16 protein-coding genes and 1 tRNA gene are annotated in these 16,231 nt (G+C 64.9%); 9 read left to right on the plus strand and 8 right to left on the minus strand.

Annotation, left to right across the window (positions count from 1 at the left end; all coding sequences use genetic code 11):
* Positions 1 to 301 precede the first annotated feature (301 nt).
* Positions 302 to 2,410, plus strand: a complete 2,109-nt coding sequence (gene rpoD, locus HL671_RS08560) for an RNA polymerase sigma factor RpoD (protein WP_012046601.1) — start codon at positions 302 to 304, stop codon at positions 2,408 to 2,410.
* Between the two features lie 135 nt (positions 2,411 to 2,545).
* On the opposite strand, the gene HL671_RS08565 is transcribed toward rpoD, so the two are convergent.
* On the minus strand, positions 2,546 to 3,004 hold the full coding sequence (locus HL671_RS08565; protein ID WP_172236122.1) for a hypothetical protein: 459 nt from the start codon (positions 3,002 to 3,004) through the stop codon (positions 2,546 to 2,548).
* A gap of 700 nt (positions 3,005 to 3,704) precedes the next feature.
* On the opposite strand from HL671_RS08565, the gene HL671_RS08570 reads away from it, so the two are divergent.
* Positions 3,705 to 4,652, plus strand: coding sequence for a DUF817 domain-containing protein (locus tag HL671_RS08570; protein WP_172236123.1), 948 nt, complete (start codon positions 3,705 to 3,707; stop codon positions 4,650 to 4,652).
* 287 nt (positions 4,653 to 4,939) lie between these two features.
* Here the strand turns inward: HL671_RS08570 and HL671_RS08575 are convergent, their stop codons facing one another.
* Positions 4,940 to 5,176, minus strand: a complete 237-nt coding sequence (locus HL671_RS08575) for a hypothetical protein (protein WP_008963614.1) — start codon at positions 5,174 to 5,176, stop codon at positions 4,940 to 4,942.
* A 368-nt stretch (positions 5,177 to 5,544) separates the two neighbouring features.
* Between HL671_RS08575 and HL671_RS08580 the strand changes: the two genes are divergently transcribed.
* Positions 5,545 to 5,919, plus strand: a complete 375-nt coding sequence (locus HL671_RS08580) for a thiol-disulfide oxidoreductase DCC family protein (RefSeq protein WP_012046598.1) — start codon at positions 5,545 to 5,547, stop codon at positions 5,917 to 5,919.
* A gap of 102 nt (positions 5,920 to 6,021) precedes the next feature.
* On the opposite strand, the gene HL671_RS08585 is transcribed toward HL671_RS08580, so the two are convergent.
* The gene (locus HL671_RS08585; RefSeq protein ID WP_172236124.1) at positions 6,022 to 6,336 is read right to left on the minus strand and encodes a hypothetical protein; all 315 of its coding nucleotides are present in this window, start codon (positions 6,334 to 6,336) and stop codon (positions 6,022 to 6,024) included.
* Positions 6,337 to 6,505: 169 nt separating this feature from the next.
* Positions 6,506 to 7,021, minus strand: coding sequence for a hypothetical protein (locus tag HL671_RS08590; RefSeq protein WP_012046596.1), 516 nt, complete (start codon positions 7,019 to 7,021; stop codon positions 6,506 to 6,508).
* Positions 7,022 to 7,379: 358 nt separating this feature from the next.
* Here HL671_RS08590 and HL671_RS08595 point away from each other — a divergent pair, with 358 nt between their 5' ends.
* Entirely contained in the window at positions 7,380 to 8,198 is an 819-nt protein-coding gene (locus HL671_RS08595; protein ID WP_172236125.1) for a lytic murein transglycosylase, read from the plus strand.
* 858 nt (positions 8,199 to 9,056) lie between these two features.
* On the opposite strand, the gene HL671_RS08600 is transcribed toward HL671_RS08595, so the two are convergent.
* On the minus strand, positions 9,057 to 9,896 hold the full coding sequence (locus HL671_RS08600) for an SDR family NAD(P)-dependent oxidoreductase (protein ID WP_012046593.1): 840 nt from the start codon (positions 9,894 to 9,896) through the stop codon (positions 9,057 to 9,059).
* Between the two features lie 150 nt (positions 9,897 to 10,046).
* Here HL671_RS08600 and HL671_RS08605 point away from each other — a divergent pair, with 150 nt between their 5' ends.
* Positions 10,047 to 10,451 carry a response regulator gene (locus tag HL671_RS08605; protein ID WP_172236126.1) on the plus strand — a complete coding sequence of 135 codons (405 nt, stop codon included), beginning with the start codon at positions 10,047 to 10,049 and terminating at the stop codon, positions 10,449 to 10,451.
* Between the two features lie 173 nt (positions 10,452 to 10,624).
* On the opposite strand, the gene HL671_RS38300 is transcribed toward HL671_RS08605, so the two are convergent.
* Positions 10,625 to 10,822: a hypothetical protein gene (locus HL671_RS38300; protein WP_041751019.1), complete on the minus strand. Its 198-nt coding sequence runs from the start codon at positions 10,820 to 10,822 to the stop codon at positions 10,625 to 10,627.
* A 259-nt stretch (positions 10,823 to 11,081) separates the two neighbouring features.
* Here HL671_RS38300 and HL671_RS08615 point away from each other — a divergent pair, with 259 nt between their 5' ends.
* Together HL671_RS08615 and HL671_RS08620 are read left to right on the plus strand one after the other, a co-directional pair.
* Complete coding sequence (locus HL671_RS08615) at positions 11,082 to 12,317, plus strand: GGDEF domain-containing protein (protein ID WP_172236127.1); 1,236 nt, start codon at positions 11,082 to 11,084, stop codon at positions 12,315 to 12,317.
* A gap of 18 nt (positions 12,318 to 12,335) precedes the next feature.
* On the plus strand, positions 12,336 to 12,959 hold the full coding sequence (locus HL671_RS08620; protein ID WP_172236128.1) for a peptidoglycan recognition protein family protein: 624 nt from the start codon (positions 12,336 to 12,338) through the stop codon (positions 12,957 to 12,959).
* A gap of 80 nt (positions 12,960 to 13,039) precedes the next feature.
* Here the strand turns inward: HL671_RS08620 and rpoH are convergent, their stop codons facing one another.
* Together rpoH and HL671_RS08630 are read right to left on the minus strand one after the other, a co-directional pair.
* Positions 13,040 to 13,939, minus strand: coding sequence for an RNA polymerase sigma factor RpoH (rpoH, locus tag HL671_RS08625; RefSeq protein ID WP_012046589.1), 900 nt, complete (start codon positions 13,937 to 13,939; stop codon positions 13,040 to 13,042).
* Between the two features lie 219 nt (positions 13,940 to 14,158).
* A complete protein-coding gene (locus HL671_RS08630; RefSeq protein WP_172236157.1) occupies positions 14,159 to 15,139 on the minus strand; it encodes an RluA family pseudouridine synthase in 981 nt (326 codons plus the stop codon).
* Between the two features lie 31 nt (positions 15,140 to 15,170).
* Between HL671_RS08630 and HL671_RS08635 the strand changes: the two genes are divergently transcribed.
* Complete coding sequence (locus HL671_RS08635; RefSeq protein WP_012046587.1) at positions 15,171 to 15,509, plus strand: hypothetical protein; 339 nt, start codon at positions 15,171 to 15,173, stop codon at positions 15,507 to 15,509.
* A gap of 285 nt (positions 15,510 to 15,794) precedes the next feature.
* Positions 15,795 to 15,869: transfer RNA gene (locus tag HL671_RS08640), tRNA-Glu, on the plus strand.
* The last annotated feature ends 362 nt before the right edge of the window (positions 15,870 to 16,231 follow it).

Raw genomic sequence — 16,231 nt, forward strand, 5'->3', positions numbered from 1 at the left:
AACAGGGTTAATCGAAGTTTAAGAGGTCCAGGGCATTTTGTGCAAGTGAGGGGTCGGTTGGCCGTCGGACGCCGCGTCATAAAGTTTACGCGCCGCATGCGATTGCAAAACCGGTATCGCTTTTGCAAGAAACGCGCGCCGGTCCAGAACGGGACGACACCAGCGACAGAGATAGGGGGTGGCGACTTCAAATGTGCGCCGCCCTTTCCGCGTCGAAAACAGTTTGAGTAGAGCAGGCGGGCGCCGCGATGCCAAGGGCGAAGATGCCACAGGCGGAGCGGGCGCGTTTCGGGAGCAATGAATGGCCACGAAGGCAAAGACGCTGCAGGTGAAGGACAAGGAAAAGGACGACAAGGCCGCGGATGCTCCCGAAAAGGACTCTGCCGACGCGCCCTCGCCGTTGCTCGACCTGTCGGACGCTGCCGTCAAGAAGATGATCAAGCAGGCCAAGAAGCGCGGCTTCGTGACCTTTGATCAGCTGAACGAAGTGCTGCCTTCCGACACCACCTCGCCGGAACAGATCGAAGACATCATGTCGATGCTGTCCGACATGGGGATCAACGTCACCGAGGCCGAAGAGGCCGACGAGTCCGAGGAGAAGGACGACGGCGACGACGAGACCGACAACGAGCTCGTCGAGATCACCCAGAAGGCCGTCACCGAGGTCAAGAAGTCCGAGCCCGGCGAGCGCACCGACGATCCCGTGCGCATGTATCTGCGCGAGATGGGCACCGTCGAACTGCTCTCGCGCGAGGGCGAGATCGCGATCGCCAAGCGCATCGAGGCCGGCCGCGAGGCGATGATCGCGGGCCTCTGCGAGAGTCCGCTGACGTTCCAGGCCATCATCATCTGGCGCGACGAGCTCAACGAAGGCAAGATCTTCCTTCGCGACATCATCGATCTCGAAGCGACCTATGCCGGCCCCGAGTCCAAGGGCGGCATGAACCCGCAGATCGCGGCCCCCGCCAATGGCGAGGGTGAGGCCGCCGATGGCGGCGAGATCCAGGCGGCGGTCGCGCCGCCGGCCGCGCCGCAGCAGCCGACCCCGTTCCGTGCCGCGCCCAACGGCGCGCCTGTCGAGGAGAAGGATCCCGGCGAGGCGGCGGCCGAAGCCGACATGGACGACGACGAGTTCGAGAACCAGATGTCGCTCGCCGCCATCGAGGCCGAGCTGAAGCCGAAGGTGGTCGAGACCTTCGACAAGATCGCGTCCGAGTACAAGAAGCTGCGCCGCCTGCAGGAGCAGGACATCGCCAACCAGCTGCAGAGCGAGTCGCTGTCGCCCTCGCAGGAGCGCAAGTACAAGAAGCTCAAGGACGAGATCATCGTCGAGGTGAAGTCGCTGCGCCTCAACCAGGCCCGCATCGACTCGCTCGTCGAGCAGCTCTACGACATCAACAAGAAGCTGGTCTCGTTCGAGAGCCGGCTGATGCGCCTCGCCGACTCCCACGGCGTCGCGCGCGAGGACTTCCTGCGCAACTACCAGGGCTCGGAGCTCGATCCGCGCTGGCTGAACCGCGTCTCCAAGCTGTCGGCCAAGGGCTGGAAGAACTTCGTTCATTACGAGAAGGACCGCATCAAGGATTTGCGCCAGGAGGTGCAGTCGCTGGCCGCCCTCACGGGTCTGGAGATCGGCGAATTCCGCAAGATCGTCCACTCGGTGCAGAAGGGCGAGCGCGAGGCCCGTCAGGCCAAGAAGGAGATGGTGGAAGCCAACCTCCGTCTCGTGATCTCGATCGCCAAGAAGTACACCAACCGCGGCCTGCAGTTCCTCGACCTGATTCAGGAAGGCAACATCGGCCTGATGAAGGCGGTCGACAAGTTCGAGTACCGCCGCGGCTACAAGTTCTCGACCTACGCCACCTGGTGGATCCGGCAGGCGATCACCCGCTCGATCGCCGACCAGGCCCGCACCATCCGCATCCCCGTGCACATGATCGAGACGATCAACAAGATCGTCCGCACCTCGCGCCAGATGCTGAATGAGATCGGCCGCGAGCCGACCCCGGAGGAGCTCGCCGAAAAGCTCGGCATGCCCCTGGAGAAGGTGCGCAAGGTCCTCAAGATCGCCAAGGAGCCGCTCTCGCTCGAGACGCCCGTCGGCGACGAGGAGGACTCTCATCTCGGCGACTTCATCGAGGACAAGAACGCCATCCTGCCGATCGACGCCGCGATCCAGTCGAACCTGCGCGAAACCACCACCCGCGTCTTGGCCTCGCTCACCCCGCGCGAAGAACGCGTGCTCCGCATGCGCTTCGGCATCGGCATGAACACCGACCACACGCTGGAAGAAGTCGGCCAGCAGTTCTCAGTGACCAGAGAGCGTATCCGTCAGATCGAGGCGAAGGCGCTGCGCAAGCTGAAGCACCCGTCGCGGTCGCGGAAGCTGCGGAGCTTCTTGGACAACTGATCGCGCTCCAGACAGACGTCATTGCCGGGCTTGACCCGGCAATCTATCAAAATACAACGGCGGACCGAAAGGTTCGCCGTTTTTGCATCCGAAGCCGGGGCCCAATGCCGATCAACTGGAGTGGCATGATACGCCCTAGTCGTCGCAAAGAAGATCTTTTACCTCATTAGGCTCTAAGCGCTTCTCAGCAAAAAGACGTTCTGCAAGGCGTTCGACTTGGTTCGTGCGCTGGATCAGGATGTCATGTGCGCGTTGATGTCCAGCATAGCGCAATGTACGGCTGTCCTCCTCGGGTAGGCCCTCTACCAACGCTATCATCATTCCATGGTCCGCCCAACCGGCGCCGCCGTGAGTAGGTGCTGAAAACAACCGTTGAGCTTCCATGCCGGCCGCACAAATTGCCAGCTGGTCGACAAGGCCAAGTGCGGCGCTGCCTGCAATTTCTGCTACACCCTTTGCATCATCGCCGTCGATCGCAATCTCAAGGCGCCCAACCTGCAACCCCAATGCAGATGCGACGATTGCATGACCTGCCTCGTGGATAGCTGCTCCTTTTTGATCGCGCGCTGTCTGCCTGCCTTCTTCATAGATCATGGATGTACAATCCTAATCACGAGAGGAGCCCCGACGGCTCGGACAAGCTGGGGCGTCCTGTTAAAGGTTCGCTCAATATGCAGTTGCTTACATCCGTGCGCCGGGCATCTTTGAGTGGGAAAATACGCGTGGCCAAGGAGATCGGCAATCCGGGCGCATTCGGAGATCTGTGTTCCAAACGATTGTTCGTTGGCCGTAGTTCGTAGGGTGGGCAAAGGCGTGTCCGGAGTATATCGGCTCGCACTGCTGCTTCGTACGCCGTACCCACCGTCCACGCACGGCGCTCCTGATGGTGGGCACGCGCAGCCTGCGGCGTCGCTTTGCCCACCATACAGGCTGTCATTGCTTTCACAGCGCGTACACTCTGCGATAGAGCGCCCTCTCCCCTTGCGGGAGAGGGCATGTACGACCCATCCGCGTCCGCGGTTGGGTGAGGGGTCTCTCTCCGCGAGTAACGCTTGTGGAGAAATACCCCTCACCCAAGCGAATTTTCAGCGCTGTCCTACATGCCCTCTCCCGCAAGGGGAGAGGGCGCAGTCACGGGCACTGCGTTCATTATCAGTCGTGACTTTCAAACGTTCGCACGCGTGGTCATCTGCGTCCGCACTTGTCCGCATTTCTCCGGGAGAAGGCCGATTTTTCCACGGACATGGCGTGGGGAGCCGCTGCTACGCATGAGGGCCTCCACGGATTACCCTCGATGCACAACGACAGAACTTCATCTCCCTCGTTAAACAGCAGTTCAAGCGCCGCCGCCATCTGGGCGCCGCTGCGCCCCTTCATCGCCGCTGAAGCACGTCTGGCCGCGCGCGCGGCAAAGAAACCCTGGACCGCCTTCCTCTACGAATTCCTCCGCTTCGGTGTGAAGCAGGCTTGGGCCTGCCTGTTCGGCGGCATCGCGGTGGCGCTGATGCTGCTGACGTGGCGGTTCTATCCGGCCAACGCGCCGCTCGCGCGCTACGACTTTCTCTTCCTCTGCATGCTCGCCGTCCAGGCCGCGCTGCTCGCTGCGCGCCTGGAGACCTGGGAGGAGGCGAAGATCATCCTGATCTATCACCTCGTCGGCACGGCCATGGAGCTGTTCAAGACCGCGACCGGCTCGTGGATCTATCCCGAGCCGAGCCTGATCCGGATCAGTGGCGTGCCGCTGTTTTCCGGCTTCATGTATTCTTGCATCGGCAGCTATCTCTGCCGCGTCTGGCGGCTGTTCGATTTCCGCTTCACCGGCCATCCGTCGCGGCGCTGGCTGATCGGTTTGAGTGCAGCGATCTATCTCAACTTCTTCACCGACCACTATGGGCTCGACGGCAGGCTGCTGCTGTTCGGCTGGGCCGCGCTGCTGTTCGCGCCGGCGACGGTCCACTTCAAGGTCTGGCGCGTGCATCGCTCGATGCCGTTGCTGCTCGGGCTTGTCCTGGTGTCGCTGTTCATCTGGCTGTCGGAGAACGTCGGCACTTTCACGCGGGTCTGGCTCTATCCGCAGCAGGCGCATGGCTGGACCATGGTGTCGCCGGCCAAGCTCGGCTCATGGTTTCTGCTGCTGATCATCAGCTACACGCTGGTCAGCCTGATCAACCGGCCGAGGGAGATGGGGCGAGGCAGGTCGGCCGCTCCGCCTGTCAGGGAGCCGGATCGTGAGGCGGCGTGATCGGCGATGTAGGTGAAGATCTACCCACGTCGTCATGCCCGGGCTCGTCCCGGGCATCCAAATCGTGCCGTGTCAAGACGTGGATGGCCGGGACAAGCCCGGCCATGACGCGTCACCCGATTGAGAGCAGGCTTCGCGGAAGGCTGCTGCCGTAGGGTGGGCAAAGGCGCTGGCATGGTGGTCAGGTTGGGGATGCTGTCGCGCGCCGTGCCCACCGCGCCTCGCGGCAGGCAGCTTATGGTGGGCACGCGCTGCGCGCTTTGCCCACCCTATGGCCGCTCGTGAAGTTACTTCTTCTTCGCCCCGACCCGCTCTAGCGACTTGATCTGCAGCGGCGGGCGGCCGGATTTCTCGGCGATGTCGCGGTCCTGCTCCATGATGAAGCCGCGCGCGGGCTCGTCGCCGTCGAGGCCGCCGAGCAGCTCGGCCGGGACGCGGCGGTTGGAGCGCTGCGAGCCGTCCTCATAGGTCACGTTGAAGAAGGCGAATTCGCCTTTGGGATTGGAGCCGGGTTTCTTTGCCATGGGGGGCTTTTCCAGGATCAGAAGCGCCGCGTCAACGTGAACGGACGCCGGTCTGCTCATCGATTTTGCGGAAGACAATGGTTAAGGACGCAGCTGAGGACGGTCGCCGCCGTGGCGGCGATGCCTTGCCGCAACCGGCACCGTCACGAGAGCATCGCGCGGCGCGGTGCGGGCCCGCTGAGACCCCGTCGATATGGTGATCACGGGCCGGATTTTCGACCCTGCGGCCGCATGCGGACTCCTCGATTTTGCCGGATCGGCATGCCCCCATGCGCCCGATTCCATGTCAGCTTGATGAACGCCAACCTGAGATCCCCAAGCCTGAGAACGCCAAGCCTGGATCCTGCAAACCTTGGACCCCGATGTCGATGCCGCAACTCACCATCTGGTACAACACGCGCTGCCCGGTCTGCGACGCCGGCATCGACTGGCAGCGCAACAAGCTGCTGGCGCTGGTGAAGTCGGGACGCGTCGCGTTCAGGGACATTAACGCGGAGCCGGAGGCGCTGCGCGGCTTCGGCGCCGATGTCGACGACGTCCGCCGCCGCCTGCATGCGACCGACGAGGACGGCCAGCTGATCACCGGCGCCGACGTCGCGCTGCTGCTGTGGAAGCTGACGCCGGGTGAAGGCTGGCTGGCGACTCTGTTCGGCAACCCGCTGGTGCGCCCGCTGACCCGGTTCGGCTACGACCGCTTCGCCGACGTGCTGTTCGCCTGGAACAAGCGCAAGGGGCATTGGTGAGGCGCGTGCGCGCTTGAGCCAAGGCCGTCGCGGCGATGACGGTGAGCTCCCCTCCCCGCAAGGGGGAGGGGGGCGCAGCACCGTTGCGGCGACAGCTCGCCTCTATCGCCTCCGCACCTTCACCCGTGCTGGTACGCGCGTGCCGCCTTGCGGACCGTCATCCTCGTCGCTGCCGCCGAGCGCCATGATCGCCGTGCCCATCGCGGTCGAGCCGAAGGTGACGAAGAACGAGCCGAGCAGCAGGCCGATGGCGACGCCAGGCGAATGGTCGGCGAAGATCAGGTGACGCAGGCCCCAGGGATCGAGCGCCAGGAGGCCGCCGACCAGCACCACGGCCATGACGAGGCCGAGCGCGAGGTTGATCGCGAGCAGGCGGAACAGGGGGACCTGGAGCAATCGGCGCTGGCGGGGCGGCATCGGCGATCTCCCTTGGGATCGGAAACGACGGCGGAATCGTAGCACCGATCCCGGCGGGCTCAAGGCCGGAGCCGCCCGGAACAGGCATGGCTGAACCGACCTGGGCGTGCTTCCCTGGCCGTGCTTCGTTTTGGGACATGCGCAGCGTCAATCGCTGCGCCGTGCAGCCTCACGCCGCCTCGCCCTCGGCCACGCCATGCTGCTTGGCGATGACGCTCTGCCAGACGCTGGCAATCGCGCGCTGGGTTTCCGGGGCGATCAGGCAGTGGCCTTCATGGTCGAAGCCGCAGAACCGTGCTGACGGATCGTTCCTGGCGTCGATCAGCGCCTTGTTGATCATCTCCAGCGAGGCCATCACCTGGCCGATGTTCTGCAGCCGGGTATGATGCAGGATGTCGATCAGGCGGAACATCATGATCGGCGGCTGCCCGAGCGAGATGCCGGGACGGCTGAACTCGAAGAACACGTTGACCGCCGGCAGCACGCCCTCGATCTGCGCCAGGATCTTGGCCGCGTCATCGGCGGTGCAGGCGACGAGATGCGCACCCGGCACCGGCAGTGCGGGCGTCGCCGGCGCTGCCTCCGCGCCGAGCCCGAGGCTGGCGAGCACCTGATGCTCGATCCAGCGCCGCACCTCCGGCGGGGCCGAGCGGATCTGGTCGGCGGTCAGCGTAATCCCGATCATGGCGTCGTCTCCTTTTGCCGGTCAGCTTAGAAAGCGGACGGTGGCCGGATGTTGACGAGGATCAAGCGGGTATGGGGAAGCTGCAGACCGCGGGAGTCATTCATCGTGCCGCACCACATGGGACAAGCCGCAGCACGAACGCCTGCCAATCTGTTACTCCGTCATGCCGGGACAAGCCCGGCCATGACGACGTGGAAACAGACGGGCACACTCTGTCGAGCGCCATAGGCGATAGCACACGCGGGGGAGAGGGTGCACCGGTTGTGGGGTGAACGCCTTGTCTGAACCGCCGCAGTTTTGACGCCAGCATTTCGCTCATGCCATGATCGGGGCAATCTGGAATCAACAAGGATCCCGCATGCTCTTGCGTCGTCTTGCCGTGCTGCTCGCGGCCTCGCTCTCGGCCCTCTCGGCGGTCAGCTCCGCGCAGGCCGCGCGCTGCGGCGGTGATTTCAACACGTTCGTTGCCAGCTTCTCCGCAGAGGCGCAGAGCGCCGGCGTCTCGTCCGCAACGATCAGCCAGGCGCTGTCGGGCGTGACGCTCGATCCGGCCGTGCTCGCCTTCGACCGCCGCCAGCGCTACACCTTCAACAAGAGCTTCGAGCAGTATGTCGCGACCCGCGTCGGCCCCGGCCGCATCAATGGCGGCCGCGCGATGCTGCAGCGGCATGCGGCGCTGCTGTCGCGCATCGAGCAGCAATATGGCGTGCCGCGCCAGATCCTGATCGCGATCTGGGGGCTGGAAACCGATTTCGGCAAGGGCGACATGGGCAAGCTGCCGGTGATCCGCACGCTGGCGACCCTGGCGCATGATTGCCGCCGCACCGAGCTGTTCCAGACCGAGCTGATGGCGGCGCTGAAGATCGTCGAGCGCGGCGATCTCACTTTGCGCGATCTGATCGGTGCCTTCGCCGGCGAGATCGGCCAGACCCAGTTCCTGCCGTCCTCCTACATCAAATACGGCGTCGATTTCGATGGCGACGGCCGCGTCGATCTGCGTCACTCCACCGCCGACGTGCTGGCCTCGACCGCCAATCTGCTCCACAGCAACGGCTTTAAGATGGGCGCGCCCTATGACGAGGGCTCGGCGAATTTCGACGCGATGCGCGAGTGGAACAGGGCTGTGATCTATCGCAAGACCATCGGCTATTTCGCCGATCAGCTGGTGGGGCGATAGGGCAGGGGATCGCCTCCCCCTCGCTGTCATGCCCGCGAAGGCGGGCATCCAGTACGCCGTGACCTCTCAGCTCGACAATGATTGGCTGTGAATACGGGATCGCCCGGGCGAGCCGGGCGATGACAGCTTCGGGTCTGGCCACAGCGCTCAACCCCAACCACGCCGTCATTTCGCGGCGGCACTCAGGGCGCGCGCCCGGAATCCATTACCACGAAATGTCGTTGGCGACTGCTGGAGCGACGACCGTATCTCACCGCAGCCGGTCGTGGTGATGGATTCCGGGCTCGCGGCTCACGCACGTCCCGGAATGACACGCCGAGAGATCTCGGCACATGCCCGTCATGCGCAAACTGCCCGTCGTGTTGCTTTGTCGCACCAACACCTCTTGTGTCGTCGGGCAAATCAGCCGCACATTTGCCGCCGTCCCGGCCCGCCGGAGGGGCGTTTCGCGATCGTCACGAGGCGCGGGCTGATAGGATGCGATGGGCGTAGAGCTCCGCAGCGTGGCTTGGCCGCGCCGACGAACGAAGCGCTGCGCACGCCGAAATCGTGGCGTCCCGATACCCCGATGCTGGTATCACGTTGGTCGCGATGCTCGCGCATCGCACTGACAATGGTGGCCAACACGCCGGCGCACCAGGGAGACCACGTATAACGCGTCAGACCATCGCGCAGGGAGGGCCGGGTCGCTCCGGCTGAACCTGTGGTAACCGCCGCGTGCATTTTCTTATCGCACGCGGGCCGCAGGCCTCAGCCGAGGCCTGGCTCTCCCTGCGCCCTCCATCCTGATGAGGGCGGCGAATGCACAAGACTCGGACGCGTGACGCGCCGCGAGGCCTTATGCGTTCGACCGACGCATCAGCCTTGCTTCGCGGCCGCCTTCTCCAGGCGCTTGGCCATCACCTTCCAATAGGTGCCCGGCATGAACCGCTGCAGCAGATCCATGATTCGCGCGTCGCCGCCGATCAGGATGCGCGGCTCGTTGCGTTCGATGCCCTGGATGATGCGCTGGGCCGCCTCGCGCGGGGTGGTCCTGGCCAGCCGCTCGAAGCGCTCGATCGCCTGCACGCGGCGCGCATTGTCGGTCATGCCGTGGCCGGCGCGGGCATTGCGCGCGATCGCGGTGGCGACGCCGCCGGGATGCACGACCGACAGCCTGATTGGGCTGTTGGCGGTGGCAAGCTCATGACGCAGGCTCTCGGAGAAACCGCGCACCGCGAATTTGGCTGCCGCATAGGCCGACTGGCCGGGCGGGGCGATGATGCCGAAGATCGAGGACAGATTGACGATGTGCGCCGCGCGCTGCCGCGCAAGATGCGGCAGGAAGGCCCGGGTGCCGTGCACGACGCCCCAGAAGTTGATGTTGAACAGCCACTCCATCTCGGCCTGGTCGATCTCGTTGAAACCGCCGAACAGCGCGACGCCGGCATTGTTGATGACGATGTTGAGGCTGGGATGCGCGCGCGTCGCATCCTCGGCGAACTGGCCGATCGCCTGGCCGTCACTGACATCGAGGCGATGCGTGGTGACCTTGCGGCCTGTCGTGGCGAGTTCGCTTGCTACGCTGGCCAGGCCCGCCTCATCGCGATCGGCCAAAGCGAGATCGCAGCCGCGCGCCGCGAGTTCCTGTGCCAAGGCGCGGCCGATGCCGCTGGATGCTCCCGTCACGGCCGCCGCCGCGCCGCTGATTGCCGTCATCGCCGCTGTCCCTCCCTCGCGCGTTCGCGTCGCCGTTCCAAAGCGGGCTGGATTTTCTGCCAGTTTTTCGCATTGGAACCGAACCATCCTGCTGTTCCGCTTTTAACTCACATTGCAATGGGCCGTGGCACATTTCGTGGAGGTACAGGCATGGGACAGTCGCAGCCGTTTCGCGCGACCGCACTGATCGTCGAGGACGATCCGACCCAGCGCGAGATGATCGCGCTGCTGCTGGAGGAGAGCGACTACGACGTGATCGCGTGCGAGAGCGCCGAGGCTGCGGAACTGGTGCTCAACAAGCCCGGTCACCGCATCGTACTGATGATGACGGACGTCAATCTCGCCGGTCGCATGAGCGGCGTGGAGCTCGCGCACATCGCGCGGGCGCGCCATCCCCATATCAACGTGGTCGTGACATCGGGACGGCCGCTGTCGCAGCCGCTGCCGGGCGGCACGAAGTTCTGGAGCAAGCCGTGGGCGCCGCTCGACGTGCTGCGCGAGGCCGAAGTGACGCTGGAGCGTGCGCCGGAGATGGCCCGCAGATGGGGGGAGTGAGCCGGCGGGCCGGATCGCCTTGACGGATCGGCTCGGTCGTACCATTTCTGGAAATGCGAAGGCGTAGGCCGGGGTGGCGAGGGAGATGAAGGCGGGCGATGAACGATTGGCGATCGGCAGCGCGACGGCGGTGACACCGGGTGGAAGCCGCGCTCCCACCCGGGGGAGTACGACTACTTCTTCTTGGCGGCCTTCTTGGTCTTCTTCGCCGCTTTCTTGGTCGCCTTCGCGGCCTTCTTCGCTTTCTTCGCCATGGAATCCTCGTCAGGAGTGGATGGATTGCAACGCGACTTCGAGGCCTCGCTGGCGCAGAGGAGCCATGCATCAGCCTCGGGAGACGATCCCAGCAGATTCGCGAAGCTCTGCCTCACCCTGTCACCTGGGCAACTTGCCCTTATCCACAGCTCGATGGAGGCCGCAGCCCGTTGCGGCGTTCGCGCGGGCTTCGCGAGAGGGTTAACAGCGGACTAATCGTGTCTTCATTGTTTCAAAACCAAGGCGCAATCTTGGTTCCGGATTTGAGGAAACGTTAAGCGCATCGCGCTCATGGTGCCCGTAAAAGACAGGGATGGTCATGAGCGTGGCGTTGCGAGACAGTGAGGGCAGGATCGATCGCATCCGGCAATCGGGATGTTGAACGTTCCGACGCTGTGGACCGCCTTCGTGGTCAACTTCCTCGCACTGGGCCTGATCTGGGCCTATGTGATGCGGAGCTACCCCAATCTGGCATCGGCGCGCTACTGGACAGCCTCTGCGTTCATGTGCGCGCCGGCCGCCTTGTGCGCGCTGGGCCAATTCTATTTCGGCTCCTTCATGCCCCTGCTCGCCGGCGCCTCGCTGATGACGTTCGCGATCTGCCTCGCGGCGATGGGCGTGCAGCGCTTCTATGGCCGTGCAGCCTCGTGGCGACTGAGCCTCTCCGTGGTCGCGCTGACCTGCACGTCGATCGCCTTCTTTCTCTATGTCTACGACCACGGACCGCTACGGATCCTGTGCTACTCGCTCGGGCAGGCGGTCCCGATGGCGGTGATCGCGCGGCTGGTGCTGGACGCCAGAAACGGACCCATCAATCCAGGGGCGCGACTCGCCGGATTGCTGTCGGTCCTGATCATCGCCGTGTTCGCGGCGCGGACGATCGGCGCCTTTATTGGCGCGGACTTCAATTTCAGTCATTCCACCAGCGGTCAGGCCGCTGCGGTGCTGTTGCTGATCTTTTTGTCGATGTCGCTCAATTTTGGTTTTCTGCTGATGGCCGTCGACCGCCTGCGCAACGAGGTCGCCGATCTCGCGCTGCTCGACGATCTTACCGGCGTCGCCAACCGGCGCCATCTGATGCAGCGGCTCGGCGAGGAGTGCGCGCGCGCAGAGCGGTCCGGAAAGCCGTTCGCGCTGCTGGTGATCGATCTCGACGGCTTCAAGCTCATCAACGACAATCACGGTCATGCGGCGGGCGATGCCTGCCTGCAGCACTTCACGCTGATGGCGCAGACCCGGCTCAGGCCGGGTGACATGCTTGCGCGCACCGGCGGCGACGAGTTCTGCATCCTGCTGCCGTCGTCCTCTTTGCGGGAGGGCGCGATGATCGCGCGACGGATCCTGCAGGTCTGCCGCGACGATGCAGAGGCCTGCGCCGGAGCCGACGTGCCGATCGAGGTGTCGATCGGCGTGGCCGAGTGGACGCGGGACCTCGGTGCATTCCCGGACCGGGTGATGGCGCGGGCGGACCAGGCGCTGTATGCGGCCAAGAAGGACGGCAAGAACCGTTATGCCGTCTATCAAAGCGAGCCCGATGCACCCAGCTTGGCCCCGGAGCAGATCGCCGCGTTGGCCCTGCATCACCCGCGCCAGGATGCCGCCGCCGAATAGCGGTGCTAATGTTCGGCCATGAGGCCGCTCCTGTTCTCCCGCCACGCAGCGCTTGCGCTGCTCTTCCTCTCACGGCCGGCCGCGGCGGACGACCTCGCCGCAATGGCCCGCGCATCCGGCACGCCGTATATTCCGGGCCTCAGAATCGTCTGGCTGGCGCCGTGGGGCGACCCGGCCAAGGCGCATCCCTGGACCAACATCATCGTCCACCAGACCGAGGGGCCGGCGGGGTCGGCGCGGGCGGGGGCGCTGGCGCAGGCCAAGACCCCGAAACGGCGCGGCGTGACCCTGTGGGTAGAAACCGACGGCACGGTGTATTGGGCGGTGCCTGAAACCATGGTCACGCTGCATGGCGACGGCGCCAATCGCAACGACAACCGCTATATCGACAACGCATCCACCTATCGCAAGGTCGTGCGCGACAATTCCATCGGCGTGGAGTTCGCCGGCAACTATCCCGACGTCACCACGCCCGCTACGGAAGCCCAGATCGCCGCATGGCGCGTGCTCTCCAAGCTGCTCCGGCTGCGCTACCGGATTCCGCGGGACCGGATCTATGCGCATAATTGGATCGACTACAAGGACGCCCGTTATTGCGAGGGCTGCGCGCTCGCCGAGCTCGCCCGCGCCGCGCCTGACTAACGAGCCTCACCTAACAAGAAGCCGGCGTCTCCGCCGGCTCCGATCGCATCAAAACCACCTTAAGCTAGGAAGCCGCGCCGTTAATGCGCGGCCTCCAGGGCCGCCGCCTCCTGCTTGGCGATGGCGCCCTTGACGGCGGACTGCACCTTCTCGAATGCGCGCACCTCGATCTGGCGCACGCGCTCGCGCGACACGCCGAACTCGGCGGCGAGGTCCTCGAGCGTCATCGGCTCGTCGGCCAGACGCCGCGCCTCGAAGATGCGGCGCTCGCGCGCGTTGAGCACGCCGATCGCGCCGTTCAACGCCTGCCGGCGGTGGTCGTATTCCTCGTGCTCGGCCATGATGGCTTCCTGGTTGGGCGAGGTATCGACCAGCCAGTCCTGCCATTCGCCCGCTTCGCCGTCGTCGCGGATCGGCGCGTTCAGCGAGGCGTCGCCGCCGAGGCGGCGGTTCATGTCGACCACGTCCTGATCGGTCACGCCGAGGCGCTTTGCGATCAGCTTGACCTGATCCGGATGCAGATCGCCTTCATCCAGCGCGGAGATCCGGCTCTTCGCCTTGCGCAGGTTGAAGAACAGCTTCTTCTGGTTCGCGGTGGTGCCCATTTTCACGAGCGACCAGGAACGCAGGATGTACTCTTGTATCGACGCCTTGATCCACCACATGGCGTAGGTGGCGAGGCGGAAGCCCTTCTCGGGCTCGAACCTCTTCACCGCCTGCATCAGGCCGACATTGCCTTCCGACACGACTTCGGATATCGGCAAGCCGTAGCCGCGATAGCCCATGGCGATCTTGGCCACGAGCCTGAGATGGCTGGTGACGAGTTTCTGCGCTGCGTCACTGTCGTCATGCTCACGCCAACGCTTGGCGAGCATGTACTCCTCCTGCGGTTCCAGCATCGGGAACTTGCGGATCTCAGCGAGGTAGCGTGCAAGTCCGGATTCTCCGTTGAGAACCGGTAGTGTAGCTGTACGGGCCATTGAGCGCCCTCCAGTTGGTTCAGGCCCCCGATAGCGGCGGGCCAGGCAAAGCGGTCGCTTGGTTAAAGCCAACCGGTTTGCGACGTTCCACGCGTCGACCATTCGACGCAGGCGCAACATACACCATTTTCAGCCCGAGGTGGAAGGATTCCGGGGGTCACGTCCCCGTGTCCCTGCTATAACCTCTTGGCATGCTTGCGCTTTTCTGAAGGTCCTGCGTCATAGCGCCGCTCGCAGCGCCTCCCGCAAGAGGGAAAGATCCTCCGGCAGCTCCGATTCCCAGCGCAGAATTTCTCCCGTCCGGGGGTGCTCGATCACCAGCAGATAGGCATGCAGCGCCTGCCGTCCGAGCGCCTCCAGCGCCGCCCGCGCGCCTGGCGCCAGCTGGTTCGCCTTGGTCTTGAAGTGCGGGCCATAGACGGCATCGCCGAGCAGGGGATGGCCGAGATGCGCCAGATGCACCCGGATCTGGTGGGTGCGCCCGGTCTCGAGATGGCAGGCGATCAGCGACGCCACCGGCTTGCCGTCGCGGCCGACAAAGCTCTCCTGCACCTCGTAATGGGTGATGGCCTCGCGGCCCCGTGGCCGCACCGCCATCTTGTCGCGGGCATGCGGATGCCGGTCAAGCGGGGCGTTGATGGTGCCATGCGGCCGGTGCGGCAGCCCCCAGGAAAACGCCAGATAGCCGCGCTCCATCGCGCCGGTGCGGCCGTGATCGGCGAACTGCGCGCTCAGCGAGGCGTGCGCGTGATCGTTCTTGGCGACCACCATCAGCCCGGTGGTATCCTTGTCCAGCCGGTGGACGATGCCGGGCCGCTTGACGCCGCCGATCCCGGACAGGCTGGCGCCGCAATGCGCGATCAGCGCGTTCACCAGGGTCCCGGTTTCGTGCCCGGCGGCGGGATGCACCACGAGGCCGGCCGGCTTGTCGAGGACGACGATATCGTCGTCCTCGTAGACGACGTGGAGCGGGATCGCCTCGGCCTTCGGCTCGGGCGGGGCCGCTTCGGGCACGTCGATTGTGATCGTGTCGCCGCTGGCGACGTGATAAGCGGGGTCGCGCACCGCCCCGGTGCTGAGGCTGACCTGGCCGGCCAGGATCAGCGCCTTCAGCCGGGACCGCGACAGCTCCGGCAGCCGGGCCGCGAGCACGCGATCGAGCCGCGGCGAGCCTTCGTCGCCGGCGACAATGACCGTCATCAGACCGTGGGAATGTGAAGTCGAGATGTCCATGAACTCTACCGTTGCGCCCGAGCCGTCCTCGCCCGAGCAGGCCCAGCTGATGGCGCGGCTGCGGCGCATGATGATGATCGCGGGCGTGACCACCTCGGTCGCGATCGCAGTGCTTCTGGTCGCCATCGGCTATCGCCTTTTCCGCGGCGATGGAAGCACAGCTTCAGGCCCGGACCTCACCGCGATGCTGCCCAAGGGCGCCCGCATCGTCGCAACCGGCACCGCCGGTGACCGCCTGGCGGTCACGCTCGACATCGCCGGCACCACCGAGATCCGTACTTTCGACGCCAAAACCCTGAAACCCACCGGCCGCCTCCGCTTCGCCGTGGAGCCGTAAGGGCAGGCGATGCGGACGCCTCCACGTCGAGCGGGACTCGCGGCCCCCACCCCCGACCCCTCCCCGCAAGAGGGGGAGGGGAGCCCACCGCCCTCGCGGCCGGCTGTTTCCGTCCCCATTGACACCCGCTCCCCTCCACGACCCGGGCGGTGAGCGCCCCTCCCCCTTGCGGGGAGGGGGCGGGGGTGGGGGTCCCCCCGGGGACTCTCTCCTCCACCGCCCCCACAAAAATCCCATTCCCCGTCTTGCGGCGCGGCGATTTCGAGGCTATGCGGTTCACCTCACGCTCCCTTCGTCTAGCGGTTAGGACGCGGCCCTCTCAAGGCTGAAACAGGGGTTCGATTCCCCTAGGGAGCGCCAATAAAATCAATGACTTAGCCGGATCTGGCAAAAGTCGTCAAATATTCGTCAAATAAGCGATTGCGGACGGCCATGAACGTCTGTGGTCACTTGCCGAGACCCGCCCCCTGACGCCGGCGGCCTGCACTGACATCTATCCCCGCTCCAGAGGCTGTCAGCGTTTAGCTGAATCACTGACTCACCTCACGAAGAGGGAGTTCAGCGCCGCGCTGTGTCGGGCACATCGCAGGGGAGAATTTGACAAACGGTCTTTATAGCCGGCTGGCCGAAGACCAATGTCGTTGCGCGCCATGTCGGCTGTCCCGTCAAATCGGCTGCTGAGAAGCCCAATTGCACTTTGGCCGCGCAATAGCTTTGCCTAT

Source organism: Bradyrhizobium denitrificans, assembly GCF_013179005.1.
Classification (GTDB): Bacteria; Pseudomonadota; Alphaproteobacteria; order Rhizobiales; family Xanthobacteraceae; genus Bradyrhizobium; species Bradyrhizobium denitrificans.

Coding starts and splice junctions, on each gene's coding strand:
- rpoD (WP_012046601.1), top strand. CDS start 302: ATGGCCACGAAGGCAAAGACGCTGCAGGTGAAGGACAAGGAAAAGGAC.
- HL671_RS08565 (WP_172236122.1), bottom strand. CDS start 3,004: ATGATCTATGAAGAAGGCAGGCAGACAGCGCGCGATCAAAAAGGAGCA.
- HL671_RS08570 (WP_172236123.1), top strand. CDS start 3,705: ATGCACAACGACAGAACTTCATCTCCCTCGTTAAACAGCAGTTCAAGC.
- HL671_RS08575 (WP_008963614.1), bottom strand. CDS start 5,176: ATGGCAAAGAAACCCGGCTCCAATCCCAAAGGCGAATTCGCCTTCTTC.
- HL671_RS08580 (WP_012046598.1), top strand. CDS start 5,545: ATGCCGCAACTCACCATCTGGTACAACACGCGCTGCCCGGTCTGCGAC.
- HL671_RS08585 (WP_172236124.1), bottom strand. CDS start 6,336: ATGCCGCCCCGCCAGCGCCGATTGCTCCAGGTCCCCCTGTTCCGCCTG.
- HL671_RS08590 (WP_012046596.1), bottom strand. CDS start 7,021: ATGATCGGGATTACGCTGACCGCCGACCAGATCCGCTCGGCCCCGCCG.
- HL671_RS08595 (WP_172236125.1), top strand. CDS start 7,380: ATGCTCTTGCGTCGTCTTGCCGTGCTGCTCGCGGCCTCGCTCTCGGCC.
- HL671_RS08600 (WP_012046593.1), bottom strand. CDS start 9,896: ATGACGGCAATCAGCGGCGCGGCGGCGGCCGTGACGGGAGCATCCAGC.
- HL671_RS08605 (WP_172236126.1), top strand. CDS start 10,047: ATGGGACAGTCGCAGCCGTTTCGCGCGACCGCACTGATCGTCGAGGAC.
- HL671_RS08615 (WP_172236127.1), top strand. CDS start 11,082: ATGTTGAACGTTCCGACGCTGTGGACCGCCTTCGTGGTCAACTTCCTC.
- HL671_RS08620 (WP_172236128.1), top strand. CDS start 12,336: ATGAGGCCGCTCCTGTTCTCCCGCCACGCAGCGCTTGCGCTGCTCTTC.
- rpoH (WP_012046589.1), bottom strand. CDS start 13,939: ATGGCCCGTACAGCTACACTACCGGTTCTCAACGGAGAATCCGGACTT.
- HL671_RS08630 (WP_172236157.1), bottom strand. CDS start 15,139: ATGACGGTCATTGTCGCCGGCGACGAAGGCTCGCCGCGGCTCGATCGC.
- HL671_RS08635 (WP_012046587.1), top strand. CDS start 15,171: ATGAACTCTACCGTTGCGCCCGAGCCGTCCTCGCCCGAGCAGGCCCAG.